The organism is Pseudoalteromonas sp. PS5, assembly GCF_004103255.1.
In the GTDB taxonomy this organism is placed as follows: domain Bacteria; phylum Pseudomonadota; class Gammaproteobacteria; order Enterobacterales; family Alteromonadaceae; genus Pseudoalteromonas; species Pseudoalteromonas peptidolytica.
On the sequence record NZ_RCSQ01000091.1, the window covers coordinates 1 to 19058 of the forward strand.

The window sequence follows — 19058 nt, forward strand, 5'->3', positions numbered from 1 at the left end:
CAGATTTACGCCTTCAAATTGAGCAAGCATTAAGTCAAATTGGTATAACCTCAGACACAAAAATGCCGACAGTAAGTCGGCATTTTTTACGTGTTATTTGTACTTGATATTTATAGCTTTTTTAGCTTCATATCAGTACCAAATACGAGGCCATGTTCAGCCACATCCATACTAAACTCAAACACCATATTTTGCTCCAGGAGCGCATCGAGACTTTCAGGAACAGGTTGCCCTGCTGACTTCAATGCGGTTAGCATTGGTGTCAAAAAGGCCTGCATATCCATGCTAAAGTGTGTCATGCCATTACTCTCAAGTGCTTGGTCTGCCATTTTCTGTGCAACAACAGTAGACTTTTCACCAGTAAATAATACTAAGTGATCTCCTTTTAGCGCCAGTTTAATATCTATTCCTAGCGGCTGCGGAGAAGGGATATATTGATTAATTGAGATGGGGCTACCATCTTCAGGTATTTCAATTTGTGCAAGCATAGGAGCAAGACCTTTAACAGTATTCACCAATACTAATGGGTCTTCTGCTGAGAGCGTAATAAGTGCATCAACCGCTTTTGGCTCAGGCATCCCTTGAGCATTCTGATCTATTGATAAATCAAACACTGATGCGCTTACACCTTTTACAGAGTTAACCATACCAGTCATCATCGCCACTGCCATTGGACTATTTTGCTTAGCTTGTTGCTGCGCTGCGACAAGCTCTGCACAAGAAAACTCCGCTTTAGTAAAGCGACTCCATAAGGTGTTAGCAAGCGGTGCAATCTTAGCAACATCCACGCCGTATCCAAACCCTAGCACTTTGTCTTCATCATTAGTGACATGCGCAGGAATAAAGCCACGAATAGAACCAAGCGCTTTCATTAACTCTGTATCTTTACCAACAACCACAGTGTCAATTTCAAAGTCGATTTCAGAATTGGTAAATTGAACCTTCTTAGTACCCATTACCGTTGCAGGCCACTGATTCGCAATTGCGCTGTAGTCAGCTTGGCATTCTGGCGTTCTGATGCTTGCAAGCTCTTCTGCGCCACCACCTAACTGCAATATGTTGTTCAGCATACGTGCCAAATCAGACTGCTTATTTGCTGTGATCCCATCAACTAACGCCACGTGATTTAAAAACGCAATTGACGCACCATCAAAACCAAATTGCTCGTTGTACTGTTCAAGTTTGCCTGATTGTGCAAGTGATTGAGCGGGCTTGGCAATACCTAGTGCAATTTTTAGATCGGCTTCAGTGTTAATCGGTGTATTGAAAGTAGTGGTGATCCACTGTCCCTGAATAGAGGTGATCAGCTCAATATTGGCATCTGGGGCAACCTCAAGTTTGTAACGCGTCAGCGCCACGCCATCTAGCGTGTCTTCCTCGAATGTAATACCAGCGTCTTTAGCTGCCATTTTGATGGTACGGTTTAACGCTTCAGGATCTGCAAGTTCATAGCGAATTGAAGGTAACAAACCTACGGTATAGAACACACTTCTCACTGTGTCACCCATACCAAGGATAGCTTTCATTTGCTCAGGCGAAGTCATCGCTTGATTATACTGCTCTAATAATGTCGCCAAGAAGTTAAGATGCTTATTATTTTCCTGTCTGATTATTGCAGTTACTTCTTCAATATCTTGGATCTGCCTTAGTTCCTGAGGCATGAAAGAGAGGTATTTTTGCTGCTCAAAAGGCTGCAACTGCCCCCAAAAAACCGCAGTGTCAGCAGGCACATACTCTAGCTGTTCCATGGCTATGCTAGGTGAAGAAGGTTGAGTAGAAACATAAGCACCAACGGCAATAGCCACAGCACCTAAGCCAACGAGAAGTTTTGTATTCATAATATGATCCTTGTTATCACCACGAGACTAAATCCAGCTCGTGATCAATTATTCTTCCCTACGAACCGCAACGATTGCGAGCCTCAGAGGTCGTTGCCAGAACGCATGAATGCGTCCAAAAAAGCAGCGTAATTGTACCCTGATTATTGTCGCAATTCCATCAATTCACTCTATTTTGCAACAAGCCTATCTTCTGTGATCACACGCCAAAATAATTACTTAACCCGGCCTAACGTATAGCCTGAGCCAAAAACAAGTGTTTGTTCCAAGCTCAAGCATATTATTACCATGACTACTGAGCATTAGCCTCCACTGTTACGCCAGAATAGGCGGCGTAGCCGTAAAGTCCAATGTGCCATTGCCCTGCGGCCGGCGCTGTAATAGTACACAGCTCATTATTGCCGTTTTCATAGGGGCGACACTCATACAATTCGCTTGTTGGTTTTTGACCAAAACGGACATATAAATCGGCATCCCCTGTCCCTCCTGCTGCACTGATCTGTAAGCTTTGCGTTCCTTGTGCAACATCAAATGTATAATACTGCCATTGTCCTTTGCTTCCACCTTGATCTGGCCATTGTTTTTGCTTGCCTTGATCCGGCGGTGTGTCTGTCGAATAGGTCGCTGTCAAAGACACACCTGAATAATCACGGTAGCCATTAAGCATCACATAATAATTGCCTGACTGTACCGGTGTGATGGTACACACTTCATTATTGCCAGACTTATAGGGGCGACACTCAAAGTTGTTTGTGGTGGGTGGTGCATTAAAGAGTACGTACAAATCTACGTCACCTTGACCGCCACGTGTCTCTACCGTCAATTGTGTCGCCGTCGGAGGCACTGCAATATAGAAGAGTGACTGTGATGCTTGTGCGCCTGTTAAATTGGTTTCAGCTTGACCACTGATCAACTCTGTCGGCAAAGGAGGCTCTATCACCGGTGTATCTATTACCGAAAGGTTATTTGCAGCTTTAAGTAAGTTTAGCTCCTCACCAATTTCTGTGGCATACCACCATGTCATATTCATAGGCAGCGCCAGCGGATCGGCGTCACGCTCAGCTTTAGTCAACACCGTCGCATTACTAGAAAACTCTGCGGTACGTACTGTCAGCTTGTCATTGGTCACACTCAATACTTTAAACTGCTGAATACTAGCCAAGTCAATCGTCCAACTTTTTGGATCATTCGCACTTCTTGCAGGTGCTCCCCAGCTACCTTCACCCACATAAACCGTACCACCTTGTGTAGTTGCACTGAATCCATTACTGGTGGGGCTAAGTGCATAAGTGAGCTTATTGATATGGGTGTCAGACTCAACGACGAGGTTCATCGCATGGTCATAAAAAGTCTGCGCCCACCACGTATGTAATATGGTATTGTCAGACTTACCTGAGTAGTGTGGATACATAGGTTTGTGGTACTGTGCAACACGCCATTTGGCGCCAGCTCCCTGCGATTGTAAATCACTTTTTAGCCAGTTATTCATGGCTGTTGCATAATTCGACCACCCACTGTTTTTAAATTGACTATTTAGCGTATACACCCGCAACAGGCCAGCGACATTAAACGCACCATAGGTGTCCTTTGCGGTGCACGTCCCATCTTGATCATAATCCACGCCAAACACTTGGCAGAGCGTTTTATAATTATCATCTTCATGATTTCCATGCGTCGCGACAAACGGATAAATACGTTTATAAGCCAGCCCATTTATTAAGTCATCTGAAAATGTTAATTGCCAATCTTTTAGATACTCACGCATTTCAGAAGCTGAATTTGCATTGGTATAATCTCCACCATGCATAATAAATAACGGCCTAATTTTGGCAATCAACGCATTACCCTTGCGTCGCGTTGTCCATCCGGTGCGCGTATCCCCACCAGCCACAGCGGTGATCCCCGATGCCGTTTGTGGTGCCGTTCTAAACCAAAGTCGCTGACCACACCCTTCAGAATCACACACGCGATAATACACGGCACTATTGGGTGTTAAGCCCGTTAACTTTACAAATGAACTTGAAAGGCCATTATCAAAAGTATGAGTCGCACTAACTGCGCCACTGCGCCAAGTTTGTTCATCGGTCGTATTGCCATATTTCACGATATGACCGGTTCCCGATGTGGCAGTAAAACCGATTGTGGCTGAGGTGCTAGGCTCTGCATCCCAAACCAGCCGATGATAATCACTGGCAGCCATGCTGCCAAAAGAGAGGCTCGTGGTAAGTAATAATGTTGCTGTATACGTGTATTTCATTTCCTTGGTCCTAGTTAAGCGTAATAGGCTCATTACCACTTAGAGCCGTAGAGAGTTGTATTGGTGGCGTTGCCACCAGCATCACAAAAGCAGCATTGTCATAAGGCAATGAAAGCGACTCTTTTGTATGAAAGTTCACCGCAACAGCCCCTCGTTTTTTACCTCTAAATGCACGAGGTAATTGGGCATCAGCTGCATTGCTCCAGTAATCACCATTTTTAATATGGGGGAAAAAATCACTCGCAATATGCGGACTACCTGGACTATTAGGTGTTTGAATTAATGAGCGCAGCTCTGCGGGGGTAGGCAAGCGCCACATAGTACTACCGCACAGTGCAGCACGGTTGGTGTTACGAATAAGGTCTTGGCTATCACAACGAGATGCTTCAAAGTAACAATCCCCTTGATCAGCAATACCTGTATTACCATCGTACCAAGAGTAGCTCCAGTAACCGTCATGAATAGATTCATCGTCACGTTTGACTTCCCAAATGAGATTTAACTTTTTGTCGTATACACAATGCCACGGTCCTTGCCATGCTGATAACGGCTGCATATCACTCGTTACTTTGATAAAGCGACTATGCGCTGGCGCTTTGCGCTTTGGAGGCTCTCCCCACAAACAAGCGAAGGTCATCCCCACGATTATCAGCGTCAAAATAAAGCGTGAAGTGATATTCATAGCATATACCGCAACTGGATGGCTCTGTGATGTCGAGTGTGTGCAATTTGTGCATGATCAAAGGCCGATACCCACATACACACACCTGACTGTAAATCTACATCAAGGGCTGAGTTAGTTTGGTGTTTCCTGACCAGTTCCAGTGTCCAATAACCATCTTGCCAACGCCCACGCGCTCTTACGTCCGCTCTATCCCCTTCAAAACGATTTGAGCGATACAACACCGATGGAAGTTGCTCACCTATTTTCGCGCTATCAGATTGTGGTGTGTAGACTGTACTAGAAAACCAATCAAGTACCTTGTTTGGTGTTTCTTCAGCGGTAGGAATTGGCAGCCGTTTTGGGGTCACTGTGTCGGGTGAATACCAACGCCAATTCATTACATAAGCCCCACTTTCTTTACCATCAGCTTGGTAACCTGCGGTATAGCGCCGCTCTCCTAGCGCCACCTTTTTTGCCGCTCCAACAAAGTTGTCATCTGCCAAGTACATATCGTTGGTTCTTAGGGCCTTCCAATGCCACAGATCGCGTACACGACCGTCAGTGCTGGCATGGTACCCTTTGCCGTGCCAATTTTGCGGTTTATCATTTAGCGGGGTATCGCCATAATGGACAGTTCCATCTCCTCCCAGCTCACAGGTTGTCGACAGCATGATGGCAAATTTGTCTTCATAGTAAGTACGCTCATCAAAACGGTAAAAACCATCTTCTTGAACTTGCCACCCTGCTGCGGTTTTTTCCAACGGTAAGTGAGATAGACTTTGGGTGGGATCTTGCCAACGGATCAGGAAAAAGGTTTCGCTGTGATTACTCAGCGCCTTTATCTCCACCTCACTACTGCCATCGGTAAAGTTTGCCCCACCAAACGTAGTTAATGTCACGGGTTTTGCTCGAGACCATTCTGGCTCGTCACCAAGACCATCGATTTCAAGAAAACTGTGTTCAGACAGGGGCGCTATCTCTAATCGTAAATGCTGCGTCAACATAAAATATTGCACACCTAACCCTGAGCAATACACAAGCGCCATGCAACAGCTTAGCAGTACTAAGGCGTTTCTCGGTATCAACACACTCAGAACTCGTTTACCTTTATAGACAATATGCTTTACCCCATGTAGCAATAAATAAACCATAATGGCTGCGGCGCAAATGCCATGAACAATGAGACCTAGAGATTGTGGGCTTAACCATAATAACCAGCCCGTAATAATGGCAAGGATGATGCTGATATAACCAAACCAGTTAATGAGTTTGTCAAATTTGCTGGGCGTACCATAAAAGGGGCTGCGAAGACTCACAAATGCAAATGCAATCGCAATCAAGGTCAGCACACAACCAGACAGTACATGCGTTGAGAGTATTGCACCTTGGGGCAATAACGGCGATAAAAATGCAAGAAAGTCATGGTTAATAATAGCCAAACGAGGGCCAGTGATCAGCCCAAACAAAATAACTACCACTGCCATCAAATGGAAAATAGCGAAACTACTTCGACGCACAAATGCTCCCCAACAAACAAAGTAAATACAGTGTAAACAAATAAATTTACATAAATATTTCATCTTTGAAAAGTAAAGTCTGATAAATAATCAGCGCCTTGAATAACTCAAGCAGCTTGAGCAGTCATGTTTTAACAATAACAGGGGGCGCTTAGCCTGTGCTTTGTTAAATAAAATTTATAATAAATATCAAATAGATAAAAAATAAAATAGAAAAAAGCTGCAAGCTCTCCGTTACTAAAAAACACTAATACAGTAAAAAGGCATCTCTAGGAAAGCTTTAAAAACAATAGCTTGACCAACTCTCTATTTCAGCGTCAAGGTCACTTATAAACCTGCTTTATTGGTGTAATGTGATGTAACTTGATTGTTAAAAGCCATGTACTAAGGTTGTCTGTACCTTTACCGTCAAAGCAAAGAAAATTATGGATAAGCCACCAGTATTACAATATATAAACACTGCAATTATCTGTACCTTGCTCCTTGCAAGTTGTACGTCACTCACTAACAAACCTGAAATATCAAAAGAAGTCGTTGAGCAAGTAACACATTCAGGTCAAGTTCCTAAGCGGGTTTGGCTAAACCAAGGGTGGTCTGATAAGTTACGACAGGACTTTTGGTTTACAGGTCAAGGCTCTCAGATAATCCCCTATTCATGGTTTACGTGGTTAGAACAGCCCGACAGTACCGCACTTTTTCGTGATAGTGAACACATGGAAATGCTGCGTTATTTGCCAAGTAAAACATCTGCAAATAACCCATCGGGATTACCGATTGGGTTTGCACTTCATCACAACCAACAGACCGGACAAGCTTGGGTTGGTATGACTTGTGCGGCATGTCACACCAATCAACTTGATTTTAATGACACTAAAATCCTGATCGAAGGTGCACCGACACTGGCCAATTTTGTGCTCTTTTTTAGCCGCTTAAATGCCGCACTTGAAGCCACGCTTAATGATAATCAGAAATTCAATCGGTTTGCCAAACGTGTATTGAAAGGTAGCACATCTGCTGAGTTAATTGACGATTTGCGCGAAGATCTTAAACATGTTGCCCTTGCCACCGCTGAGCGACAAACGGTTAATGCTTTGCCAGCACACTACCCTGAGGACTTTACCAGCTACGCCCGCTTAGACGCCTTTGGTAATATTCAAAATGCTGGTACTGCTTTCGCGCTGGATGATCTCAATAATAAAAATGCACCTACGGCCCCTGTCTCTTATCCCTTCTTGTGGGGGACACATCAGTCTAATGTCGTACAGTGGAACGCATCTGCACCAAACGTTCCTGTGATTGGTCCTTTGGTCAGAAACATCGGAGAAGTCGTCGGCGTGTTCGGTTCACTAGCTATTGAGGAAGCACCTGTTTGGCAACGAGTTTGGGGGAAACATGCTCGTTACAGCTCAACTGTCGATATTCAAGGTCTTGGGCAACTAGAGGCGTGGGTTAAGACTTTATTACCACCAGCTTGGCCTGAGCAATACTTACCTGGTATTGATACCAATAAAGCCGCGCAGGGTAAATTGTTATATCAGGATAATTGTGCCAATTGTCACCAACTGATTGACCGAAAAAACGTGCTTAAAGATTATCAGGCAGTAACCGTGCCCGTTAGAACAATTGGCACTGATCCGACGATGTCCAATAATGCCAGTTGTCATCAAGCTAAGACCTTATTCTTGGCTGGTACGAAAACAGATATTTTGATAGGAAATAAGTTTGATGCCATTGATAGAGCGATTGATATACCGGTAAATGGGGTTGTCGGCCTAGTGTTAAAGCATCCCATTAAAGCCATTGAAGCTGGGCTTGTTGCTGAACGTGCAGGCCCAAATGGTAAGAAAACCACGGCCAAAAAGTCCATAGAAGAACGCCTCAAAGTATATCTGAAAAACAGGCATGATCTAAGCCCTGATACGGATGTAGATTGCCAAGATGGCTTTTATGATGCTGGTGTTTACAAAGCTCGGCCACTCAATGGCATTTGGGCAACGGCTCCGTATCTTCACAACGGCTCAGTTCCCAACTTATGGTCATTACTACAATCACCTGAATTACGTCCGGATACTTTTTGGGTTGGTAGTCGCCAGTTCGATCCTGTACATGTGGGTTATATCACCCATAAAGGCATGAATGAATTTAATGTAAAGCAGGGAAATGGTGATGTGATGCCTGGAAATAGTAATCATGGGCACCTCCATGGCACAACGTTAAGCAACGACGAAAAATGGCAACTTGTCGAGTTTTTAAAGACATTATAAGGACAAAATAAGGGCTATAACTGATGCTCTTACTTTATCAACACTACTTTCTGAGTGAAGTGCCTGTTTGCTGATAGTTAGGGGTAAAGGATGAGCAAGCTCCCCCTTTACTCTAACTCAGGCGGTGTAGTACTGTTTGCTCAAAATGACTCATGCAACACAACTAAGGCACTTAGCTTACTTGCACCAAAGGTGATCATTTTTTCAAAATCAGCCCTTGCAATTGGAACTTGTTGGCAATCAATTGGATTTTGATTGTCCTCTACATCAGGATCATTAAGATATAAACATAATTCATCTATACCCGTAATTAGTACCCAATGTGGTGCCTTTTTACCGTTTAACCGATACGTGCTTATTAACGCCAGCACTGCCTTGTGATAGCCATTTTTCCACCTGCGCTAATTGCACATCGGTCTGATGAATCGGAATATCTCGATACTCACATTCTTGCTGAAATTGCTCATGTACTAACGTCATGATTTGTTTTTTCTGCGCGCTTCTTACACCATCCAAAAAGAGTGGCCCAGATGTATTAACTGCCACCTCTGCTGCAAAACCCCGGCGTTCAGCTGCCAATGCCAAACCAAACGGGTGACACCCACCGTGTCCGGTGGTCATAAATATAGTCGTCGCTTCACGCCAAATCTGAAGCTCCAATATTTGATCGCCCATACACCCAGAATCAATACTCGCCATCGCCATCATCAGTGACGCAGGGCCGCAAGTGAACTCAGTAGTTTGCTGATACCAAGGTGCGGGAAGTAATACGGCCTGCTTTGATAGCTTGCGTACACACTTTTGCATTCTTAGCGCATCATCTTGGTCTGCATAGTAGTTTTGATACTCACCAAACACCCGATAACCCATACGCTTATACAAACCAATGGCAGAGGTATTGCGCTTAGCAACCTCTAGACGCACGTATAGCCAACCAAATTCACCCGCTTTGGCTTCTAACTCTGACATGAGTTGGCGTGCTATACCTTGCCCTTGATGCTGTGGCGACACCGCCAGCGAATAAAGTCTTGCTAGGCGTGTTCCTTGATGTAGCCAAAGGAGACCATATCCCACAAGCTCTTCAGCAAGTTTAGCGGTTAGCAATAGGCTATGTTCAAAATTAATGTAATGCTTGAGTTGGCGACGGCTGAGCTTGTCTGCACTAAAGCATTGCTGCTCTAACGCGCTAAGACCATTCAAATCTTGTGGGACTGCCTTCTCAAGCACTAACGCCGGTTGTAACATTACTTTTTACCTCTTGCTTCTAGGCGCCTTAATAATTCAGACATTACCTGCATGTACAGCTCGTCACCGAGATACTTGTCTTCAACCCCTTGGTCAATATTGGGGTTGTCATTTACTTCAAGCACGTAGGCCTTACCATTGTGCTCTTTAATATCAATTCCATACAAACCATTGCCTACGACTGCTGCCGCTTTTAATGCCGCCCGCAATACCGCTTTTGGCACTTCAAACGTTGGCAAAGTGTCAAAGCCACCAGAAAAGTTACGCTTTGAGCCGTGGTTATAAATTTGCCAATGGTTACGTGCCATATGATAACGGCAGGCGTATACCGCTCGGCCATTTAATACACCAATTCTCCAATCGTACTCGGTATACAAGTATGCTTGCGCTAGTACAATCGCAGAGACTTTCATCAGTGCTTCTAGGCGCTCTGTCACCTCTTCTTTGGTTTTCACTTTAAAAACACCTTTTGAGAACAAGCTCTCAGGCATTTTAAGCACCATAGGTAACGACAAGTCGTCAATGAGCTTATCAATTACTTGTTCAGTGCACTGGCTAACAAATCGCGTCTCTAAACTTGGCACCTTCTTGTAATTAAAGGCATCATGTAAAAACACCTTATTACAACAGCGCAAAATAGAGCTTGGGTCATCAATTACCACTAAATCTTTTTGCTCTGCCTCTTGCGCAAGGCGATAAGTGTGATGATCAATTGCCGTTGTTTCACGGATAAATAAGCCATCATATTGACCTAAGTTATACAGCTCAGACGCTTCCAACGGATGCACCTTCATTCCTAGCTTTTCACCCGCCTTAACAAAACGGCTAATGGCACCTTTATTGCTCGGCGGTAGCTTCTCATCATGATCCACTAACATGGCAATATCCCAGCGATATTTTTTGTGGCTCTTGCGCTTGTTCCACTGAGTTGCGTAAACATGTCCTAGTACCTGAGTACAAAACGCAAGCTGCGCAGGCTGTAGCGTCGAAAAGTCGCGCCGCTGTACCTGCACACGTACACCTTTATCCTGAAGTTGCAACACCACCTTTAATAATGGTGCAGGAAACTGCTGGAATAAGTACGCAGCTAACTTAGCAAACTCAGTAGACTGCGTCTCACCCATACAGATGATAAGCTCTATATCCTCTGCAACACGCATATCTCTTTTATCAAACCAAGTTTGGGATAAAAATAATGCGTTATCACCGTCCCTTAAGCCATTAATCACTTTGATGCTCGGGATCACCTGATGGTCACGCGCCTCAGCAAGTAAAGAGCAGTAGTAACCTTGGCTTAAATAGCGGTCACAGTCACATAAATTAATCACTCGAAGTTTTGATTCGCCAAGCTTTGGGTATTCCTGTAAATAGGTTTCAAAGGTGACAACGTTGTTTGCCAGCGGCAGCACATCGGTGCTTTGATCAACAACGAATAAAGTAGATAGCATCTAAAGAGTCCTTGAGTGGCGATGCTTAACATCAATATTTGATGGTTTTAGCACCCCACGAGTTAACATAGGGTAAGTGGGAAATTGAGAGCACCCACATAAAGTGAAGTAGTTGTAATCTTAAATATAGCTCTTAGCAATTGAGTAATTTTGATGCTCAAGATAAATCTTTCTTGCGGTCGGGAGTAAAAATAAAAACCTTTAATTTCAAGATTTTGAAAACCATAAAAACATTCACAATCAGATTTGATTGAAACGATTAAGATTTCTCGTGTTTAAAAAGAAAATGAAGAATGAAATAGCAAACGATAGGCACACTTCAAAACGCCAAGAGCAATGAACGCTTTGGTTGTAGTTGTTTATATTTGTAACTAGCCTTGGCTCTGACATCAAGGCTTCTCTTTAGTCCTTTACTGGCGTAGCTCACGCAGTAAGAATGTATAACTTGATTGTGGGTTTCTGCGATTTAGTGGTACTTTTTCAAAGTAGTAATGCCTCTGTCTTGAGGCATTACTACTTTAATAATTTCACCTGCAGACTAACATCCTCGCCAGCTACAAGCTGAAGTGCAGATATCTGAACAATGACCCGTGATAGGTTTATCCGGTATATCCGTTCCACCCGCGACATAAGGAGTTAACTCATGTTTAATAGGCTCTTTTTTTGAGAGGCTTTTCAATTTTACAACTTTAAGTGATAGGTTTTTCATCATAATATCCTTTTAAGAAACCCTAAAATAGCTTAAGGCTTATACAACTTAGCAAAGATATTTAAACAATTCAATGATGAAAGAAATAAATAACAACCACTTCTGTTTGCACTGTACTGGCATAGCTAACGCAGTAAGAATGTATAACTTTATTATGGGTGTCTGCGATTTATCAGCCTTGGCTCTGACATCAAGGCTTCTCTTTAGTCCTTTACTGGCGTAGCTAATTTAGCAGACATGTCATATTCTTTCCGATACAAACATAGAGTATATTTTTCAACCTAAAACGATTAATATTTTGGAGTTACAAAATGTTATATAACGAGTTTTAGTACGTGACAATGGTAGTGAGAATGTAAAATCACCTAACGTTTTAGTTTACATGGAAGGCAAATGTTTCTAAGCATAAATAATAAAATAGGAAAAACTCATGCACAGATTAATTCAGGCGTTCACCTTTAGTTTATTACTCAGTTCAGGTCAAACTGTTGCACAGAATAAGCAGCTAATGCTTTTAGAAAAAAGAATGGATGCAATTGCAGATAAAAGCATTAGCCCAGATGGACCGGGCTGCTCTATAGGTATTATCCAAAACAAAAAGTTTATTTTCAAAAAAAGCTATGGCCTGGCTAATTTAGAACACCAAATCCCCCTCAATAATCAATCGGTATTCAGAATGGCGTCGGTATCAAAGCAATTTACAGCGTTTGCTGTTTTGTTATTAGCAGATGATGGAGCCATCAAGCTCGAAGACGATATACGCAAGCACCTACCTGATTTAAAAGATTATGGAAGAAAAATTACCATTAATTCAATGCTAGGTCATTTCTCTGGTTTAGGAAACTTCGACGATCACCTAGACACGCTACGTGAATCTCCTTTAAGCCGATTTATGATAGGTAGTGAACAATTCATACCAAATGCGGAATACTATTCTGTCATTAAAGATTTCCCGCTTGTACATGAGCCTGACACCACAATGAAATACAGTAATCACGGGTATATCATTCTGGCAAAATTGATTGAGCGGGTAAGCGGAATGACGATACGCGAATTCACCGACAAGCGTATATTTAAGCCGCTCGGTATGAAGCACACATTTTTTTCAGATAGCGCCGAAGAGGTTATTCCTCACCGCGCTTCAGGATATCGTTCACCTGAAGCAGGAAAACAGCTCAATCATTTAACCGCTTTACACACTATTGGTGATGGAGGCTTATTCACCACCATAGATGACATGCTTATTTGGGATACTCACTTCCAAACTCCTAAGCTAGGCAAAGATCCAGAAACGTTAATGGCGCTAATGAACAAGCCAAATATCAATATTCCAGAGAGTGATGAAGGAAAGTGGTATTACGCCAATGGGCAAAATACTGATGGACGTTATTATTTCCACAACGGGGGGTGGGTCGGCACAGACACCAGTTACATTCGAAGGCCAGACACCAAAACGTCTGTTGTGGGAATGTGTAATTCGGTGTCCTTGAGTGTAAGTGACTTTACTTATGCAACCTTTGAAATATTGGCTGCTTTAAAATTATGGGACGGGGAAGACCCTTCGATTTATTGAATTAAAACGCGTAAGCGGTGAGGTAACGGTTGTTGGAAATCGATGATGCCAAGTATGTATTCTCAATACATATTTGCACCGATGCTGGGAGTTTGACTAACTAGCCCAAACTTACCCACCTTCGGCTCTTCATTTTAGCTTTGATGGTGATTTCCCGTACCATTTCATACAAACTTTATTGAGCGCACTTTGCTCTGTAAAACCAAGCGCATCGACAATATCGAGTAATCTCGTGTTGCCGATGAGCTGTTCAAATCGAAGCTTTCGCTCTTCATCGAGTAGGACTCTAAAGCTAGTGTGTTGTATTTGTAGCTTACGCTGCATCGAACGCACACTCATGTTTAATGCTTTAGCAATACTTGCTTGGTTGACTCCAGCAAGTGAGTGCTTTGCTGCCAGTAAATTAGCAACGCGGGTCTTTAAATCATGATTATCACAAAACGCTGAGACGCTTTTAGCAAGCACTTGCTCAATATGTTCGTGCATTAGGCTGTCGACGGTAGCGACTGGCATGGTAAGAAAATCTAACGGAAACCACAGTGCATTTTCAGGGCAGTTTTGTAAAACGGAGCAGCCAAACCAAGTTTGTAAACGCTGTAATTCTCGGTCACACACGCTAAAGCTAAGATGGAGTTGATTAGGCGATAAAGTTGAACGCAAAAGCTGCCGTGCAGCGCTCACCCAAGCGGTCATATTACGCAAAATGGCTTGCTTACCCAGCGGGGTTTTTGGTTGCCAAGTTAACTTGGCATTGTCGCTATCACTTGTGAATACAGCGAGGCCAATATCGGCAACAATGGCATCGTAATGCAATAAAGAGGTAATCGCTTGCTGTAAGTCTTTACTGGTTTCGACCAAGTAACCTAGCGCTCCATAGTCATGCAACTGAATGGCTTTACCCAGTTCAAAACCAATCAAGGGATCGCCGCTCAGCTCCAGCCCTACCCCAAGCAGTCGCTCATATTCAACAAGTGGTACACGTTCAGGCCGTGACGCTACTAGCTCTGCAAGCTCACCTAGCAGTCTCTTGTTATCAGTAAAATGGTCATGAATATGTACCCACGCACTATAAAAATATACAAACGAAGTTGAGTGCATTGCAGTTCCTTTTGTCGTATTTGGACAAATTTTTGGCGCAGTTTGGCAGGATTGTCAATGACGATCCCGTTACGCTAGTGCATAAAGTACCAAAGCTTTGGCTAAAGAAGGAGCTGTATATGATTGATGTATCGCTAATTTTACTGGCACTCAGTCCCGCCTTTTTACTTTGTGTTGCTTGGGAGTACATCAAGCACCACGAATATTATGATTGGCGAGATTCAATGCTCAATGCCCTACTTGCCTTGCTCCATCAAGGCAGTGACGCGCTAGCTTTGCTTGTATTGATGCCACTCTTTTACTGGCTCCATCAATTTGCTTTATTCACAATCGAACTCAATCTCTTCACTTTGCTTTTTGGTTTTATCTTGCAAGATTTTTTGTATTACTGGTTTCACCGGGCATCACACTGTATTCATTGGCTTTGGAGCGCACACGTAGTGCATCATAGCTCTAATAAAATGAACTTTACCACCGCATTTCGCCAAAGCTTGCTTTACCCAATTGTCGGTATGTGGCTATTCTGGCTGCCTATGATACTCCTTGGATTTACCCCGACCTTGGTATTTGCCATCGTCGCAATTAATTTAGCTTTTCAATTTTTTGTTCATACACAAACAGTTAATCGATTAGGGATGGTAGAGCGGATTTTTAATACGCCTTCCCACCACAGAGTTCATCATGCCAGTAATCCCGATTATATAGATAAAAACTTTGCCGGGGTGCTCATCATTTGGGATAAGCTTTTTGGCACCTTTGTTGAGGAGCGTAAAGACATAATAATTTGCTATGGAATAAGAGGTGCGGCACCAAAGCAAAACCCTGTAGACGTAAGCTTTGCTCAGTGGCGTCATATGTTCCACCGCTTTTCACAAGCAAACACCTTAAAGGGCAAATGGTTGGCGTTATTTGGTTATCCAACCCATTTACCCGACAAACCTAAGAGTACACCTTCAGTCAAGCCCTAGCGCATTACTTATATCGCTCGGCCTTTTCTACAAGCGCTTGGCAGTACACCCTTAGTTTATCGCGCAGCACTCTCACGCTTGGGTTGATCATTTGCTTTGACGGGCAGATCAACCACAGCGGCTTACATTCAACGCGGTAGTCATTTAATATACTTTGCACCACACCTTGTTCTAGTTGGTCTGCTACATCTATCGCGGAGCGCAATGAAATACCCGCTCCTTGCGCACACCAGCGCTTTACCACATCCGCATCGTTACTGGTTCTACGCCCTTTAAGTACCACTTTGTAAGTTTGTTCATTTTTCGTCAGTTTCCACGTATCAAACTTACTACCTCTAATCAAAAAGAATAGCCCTTGATGCTCGCTTAAGTCTTCATGGCTCTTTGGTGTGCCTTGTTTTTCTAAGTATTCCGTAGAGGCACAAAGCAGCAATGGCACATCGCAAATTTTAAAGCCGTAGAAGCTACTGTCTTCAGGCGCGCCATAGCGCAGCGCGATATCAACACCATCACGATAAAAGTCGAGATTGTGATCATTAAGAATAAGCTTCAGGGCAAGTTTGGGGTATTCGTCAAGTAATTCGTCTAGCCAAGGTAGGAGAATATTACGGCCAAAATCTGACGGTGCGGTTAACCTTAGCTCACCGTCAATTTCGTTGTCGTTATCAAGCACCTGTTTTTTGCCATTATCCAAAAGCGCAAGTGCCTGCTCGCAAATTGGCAAGTAAGTTTCACCTTGCTTTGATAGCCTTAAGCTACGCGTAGAGCGCACAAAAAGTTGAAAGCCAAGGTGCTTTTCCACTCGCTTTATCGCGGCGCTCGCTGTGGCAACCTGCATATCTAACTGCGCAGCCGCCGCACTAATATTGCCAAGCTGAGCCGTTTTCATCACGACGATTAAATCTTGTGTATTCATTTTCAAAAAATTTTTGAAACTATTTAACTCATTATCATCTTTTTATTGATTATGTAAATCCATATTATGTCTTTAAAGCAATTTTAGGAGTCTAATATGTACACATTACGCGATGCAATTAACAATCGTTATTCCACAAAAGTCTTTGATCCTAATAAAAAAATTAGTGATTCAGATATTAACTTACTCAAGCAGGCGCTAAGACTAAGCCCGTCTAGTACCAACGTTCAGCCATGGCATTTTGTCATCGCAAGTACTGAGGCTGGCAAAACTCAAGTGGCTAAAAGCACACAAGAGAATTACAAATTTAATGAAACAAAAGTACTTAACGCGTCACATGTTGTTGTATTTGCTGCAAAACAAAATATAGATGATACGCATTTAGATAAAGTGCTTGCCAAAGAAAGTGCCGATGGTCGATTTGAAAAAGGCTCTGAAATCGAGGCACAAATGAATGATGGCCGCCGTTATTTTGTCGGCTTAAACCAAACCAGCGATGAAGCAATCAAAGCTTGGACGGGTAAACAAGTTTACTTAAATCTTGGACAGTTCTTGCTCGGTGCGGCGTCACTTGGCATTGACTCGGTTCCCATTGAAGGTTTTGATGTTGAAATCTTAGGTAAAGAGTTAGGATTAACTGAACAAGGTTTTGATCCCCTTGCCATTGTCGCACTGGGCTACCGTGACGAAACTGATTTTAATGCTAAATTACCTAAATCACGCCTCGCAATCGAAGACATCATTACCGAAATCTAGGCGACTGAGAGTTAAGCTTTTTTAAATATAAATGTTTGTACTCACTGTTTAAATTCAACTTGCCTACTGGCCAGTAGGCAGTTGCTCAATCTCAAAATAGAGTATAAATCTGAGTTTATTAAGTGAGGGTTTGCTAGGCTGCTTACTAAGCTAAACTCAATAACTTTCAAAAGTCTCGTTCATTGCGCAATCAGTGTTTGTAACACTTCGCTCCAATCATTGTAAACCAACGTAAATAAAATAATAAATTTACAAAAAAGTCTTCTCTTTATTCGATTAAAATTTATCCATACTTTTCAATAACATTACATACTCATGAAATTATTAGTAATTTATCTCTTCTCTCAAACATAAAAATAAGTTTCCAAGTGACACTTGAAACTTTGAATATATTATTGTTAATTAAAAGTGAAGATAAATTTAAAGTTCTTCAAACAATAATGACAACAAGTAAACTCAGTCCTTAATTGCTTGTGAGGATCAAGGCTCTGAGAAAACCTCAACAGGAAGAAATAATGAAACTACTATCACGCACAGTATCGGCTGGGTTACTCGCCACAGCTATCAGCGCATCACTACATGCTAATGCAATGAACGAAAACCTCTTAGTCAGTGTCGATGTTGATACAAAGAAAAATGGCGACGTTATCGCCACGCTAAACATCACCAACCAAGGCAAAGATAATCAAAAAATCCTAAGCTGGTATACTGATCTCGACGAAGAACATATATTTAAAATTACCAGAGATGGAAAAGAAGTAGATTTCTTTGGCCCTCACTATAAACGCCATGCGCCCACAGAAGAAGACTTCATCAAATTAAAATCAGGTGAAACGCTATCAAAATCATTTGAATTGTCAGGACTTTATGACCTCAGTAAGCCTGGAAATTATGAGATCAGCTATGATGTTGAGTCTTTCGATCTGTTTGGCAGAAATGACAAGCTGCGTATGGAAAGCCGTATGATGCAGCATCAATCTAGCGTTACCAGCTTAGTAGCAGAGCTAAGCTCCAATGCGGTTAACTTATGGCTTGAAGGTGTTCCGTTAAGCAAAGGCAATATTCAGGCTGCTGCAAAGCCGGGCGCTGCAGCAGACTGTACTGATGGTACGTGTTTCACGGGCCGTTGTAGCAATAGCGAAAAAAACAGCATTTTATCGGCATTGGACGCGGCGGATCAAATCACAAATAACTCTGTCGCTTATTTAAATAGTCACTCAGCAAACAATCCATCGACTCGTTACAATACTTGGTTTGGATCTGCAACCAGTAGCCGTTATGCGACGGTAAAAGCAAACTTTAACGCCATTAACGATGCAATTGATAACCAAGACCTTACGTTTGACTGTAGCTGTAATCAATCGTACTTTGCTTACGTATATCCAAATCAACCGTACAAGATATATCTATGTCGTGCATTTTGGAATGCAAATGAGCTTGGTACAGACTCACGCGCTGGAACAATTGTGCATGAGCTAAGCCACTTTAATGTGGTCGCCGGTACTGACGATATTGTGTATGGACAGTCTGGAGCGAAAAGCCTTGCGATTTCTAACCCAAGCCAAGCTATCCAAAATGCTGATAGCCACGAATATTTCGCGGAAAATACGCCATATCAAAACTAATGCTGTTTATATAACATAAGGTTAAGTAAATTTTTTGAAGTGGAGAAAGTACTTTGGTCATACTAACTGAGCAGTGTTACCAAGCTTACAAGGTAGTTCTCCCTTCAAATTGTTGTCTATTTAACCTGCACCCGGGGTAAGAAGTGAGTTAATCAACTAAATTATACCAATTTGCTTAAT

General features: G+C 42.7%; 12 protein-coding genes and 1 pseudogene. 5 read left to right on the forward strand and 8 right to left on the reverse strand.

Annotated elements, in window-relative coordinates:
- Positions 1–110 precede the first annotated feature (110 nt).
- The 4 genes from D9603_RS12795 to D9603_RS12810 all read right to left on the reverse strand — a co-directional run bounded on the left by D9603_RS12795 (position 111) and on the right by D9603_RS12810 (position 6276).
- On the reverse strand, positions 111–1838 hold the full coding sequence (locus D9603_RS12795; protein WP_128731600.1) for a hypothetical protein: 1728 nt from the start codon (positions 1836–1838) through the stop codon (positions 111–113).
- A 292-nt stretch (positions 1839–2130) separates the two neighbouring features.
- Positions 2131–4095 carry a pre-peptidase C-terminal domain-containing protein gene (locus tag D9603_RS12800; RefSeq protein WP_128731601.1) on the reverse strand — a complete coding sequence of 655 codons (1965 nt, stop codon included), beginning with the start codon at positions 4093–4095 and terminating at the stop codon, positions 2131–2133.
- A gap of 10 nt (positions 4096–4105) precedes the next feature.
- The gene (locus tag D9603_RS12805) at positions 4106–4777 is read right to left on the reverse strand and encodes a DUF1566 domain-containing protein (protein WP_125253990.1); all 672 of its coding nucleotides are present in this window, start codon (positions 4775–4777) and stop codon (positions 4106–4108) included.
- A complete protein-coding gene (locus D9603_RS12810; RefSeq protein ID WP_128731602.1) occupies positions 4774–6276 on the reverse strand; it encodes an ethylbenzene dehydrogenase-related protein in 1503 nt (500 codons plus the stop codon). Before D9603_RS12810 ends, D9603_RS12805 begins: the two co-directional genes overlap by 4 nt.
- 425 nt (positions 6277–6701) lie before the next feature.
- On the opposite strand from D9603_RS12810, the gene D9603_RS12815 reads away from it, so the two are divergent.
- Positions 6702–8540, forward strand: a complete 1839-nt coding sequence (locus D9603_RS12815) for a di-heme-cytochrome C peroxidase (protein WP_128731603.1) — start codon at positions 6702–6704, stop codon at positions 8538–8540.
- Positions 8541–8680: 140 nt separating this feature from the next.
- Here D9603_RS12815 and D9603_RS12820 read toward each other — a convergent pair.
- Together D9603_RS12820 and D9603_RS12825 are read right to left on the reverse strand one after the other, a co-directional pair.
- Positions 8681–9785: pseudogene (locus tag D9603_RS12820) on the reverse strand (GNAT family N-acetyltransferase/peptidase C39 family protein).
- A complete protein-coding gene (locus D9603_RS12825; protein WP_128731604.1) occupies positions 9785–11233 on the reverse strand; it encodes a RimK family protein in 1449 nt (482 codons plus the stop codon). The pseudogene D9603_RS12820 and the gene D9603_RS12825 overlap by 1 nt, the downstream one beginning before the upstream one ends.
- 1139 nt (positions 11234–12372) lie before the next feature.
- Here D9603_RS12825 and D9603_RS12830 point away from each other — a divergent pair.
- Positions 12373–13515, forward strand: a complete 1143-nt coding sequence (locus D9603_RS12830; protein ID WP_128731605.1) for a serine hydrolase domain-containing protein — start codon at positions 12373–12375, stop codon at positions 13513–13515.
- A 129-nt stretch (positions 13516–13644) separates the two neighbouring features.
- On the opposite strand, the gene D9603_RS12835 is transcribed toward D9603_RS12830, so the two are convergent.
- Entirely contained in the window at positions 13645–14613 is a 969-nt protein-coding gene (locus tag D9603_RS12835) for an AraC family transcriptional regulator (protein ID WP_128731606.1), read from the reverse strand.
- Between the two features lie 119 nt (positions 14614–14732).
- Here D9603_RS12835 and D9603_RS12840 point away from each other — a divergent pair, with 119 nt between their 5' ends.
- Positions 14733–15581 (forward strand): sterol desaturase family protein, encoded by an 849-nt coding sequence (locus D9603_RS12840; RefSeq protein ID WP_128731607.1) that lies wholly within the window; start codon positions 14733–14735, stop codon positions 15579–15581.
- 4 nt (positions 15582–15585) lie between these two features.
- Here the strand turns inward: D9603_RS12840 and D9603_RS12845 are convergent, their stop codons facing one another.
- The gene (locus D9603_RS12845; RefSeq protein ID WP_128731608.1) at positions 15586–16497 is read right to left on the reverse strand and encodes a LysR family transcriptional regulator; all 912 of its coding nucleotides are present in this window, start codon (positions 16495–16497) and stop codon (positions 15586–15588) included.
- Positions 16498–16593: 96 nt separating this feature from the next.
- On the opposite strand from D9603_RS12845, the gene nfsB reads away from it, so the two are divergent.
- Both nfsB and D9603_RS12855 read left to right on the forward strand, forming a co-directional pair.
- On the forward strand, positions 16594–17253 hold the full coding sequence (gene nfsB, locus D9603_RS12850) for an oxygen-insensitive NAD(P)H nitroreductase (RefSeq protein ID WP_128731609.1): 660 nt from the start codon (positions 16594–16596) through the stop codon (positions 17251–17253).
- A gap of 515 nt (positions 17254–17768) precedes the next feature.
- Positions 17769–18878: a M35 family metallo-endopeptidase gene (locus D9603_RS12855; protein WP_128731610.1), complete on the forward strand. Its 1110-nt coding sequence runs from the start codon at positions 17769–17771 to the stop codon at positions 18876–18878.
- The last annotated feature ends 180 nt before the right edge of the window (positions 18879–19058 follow it).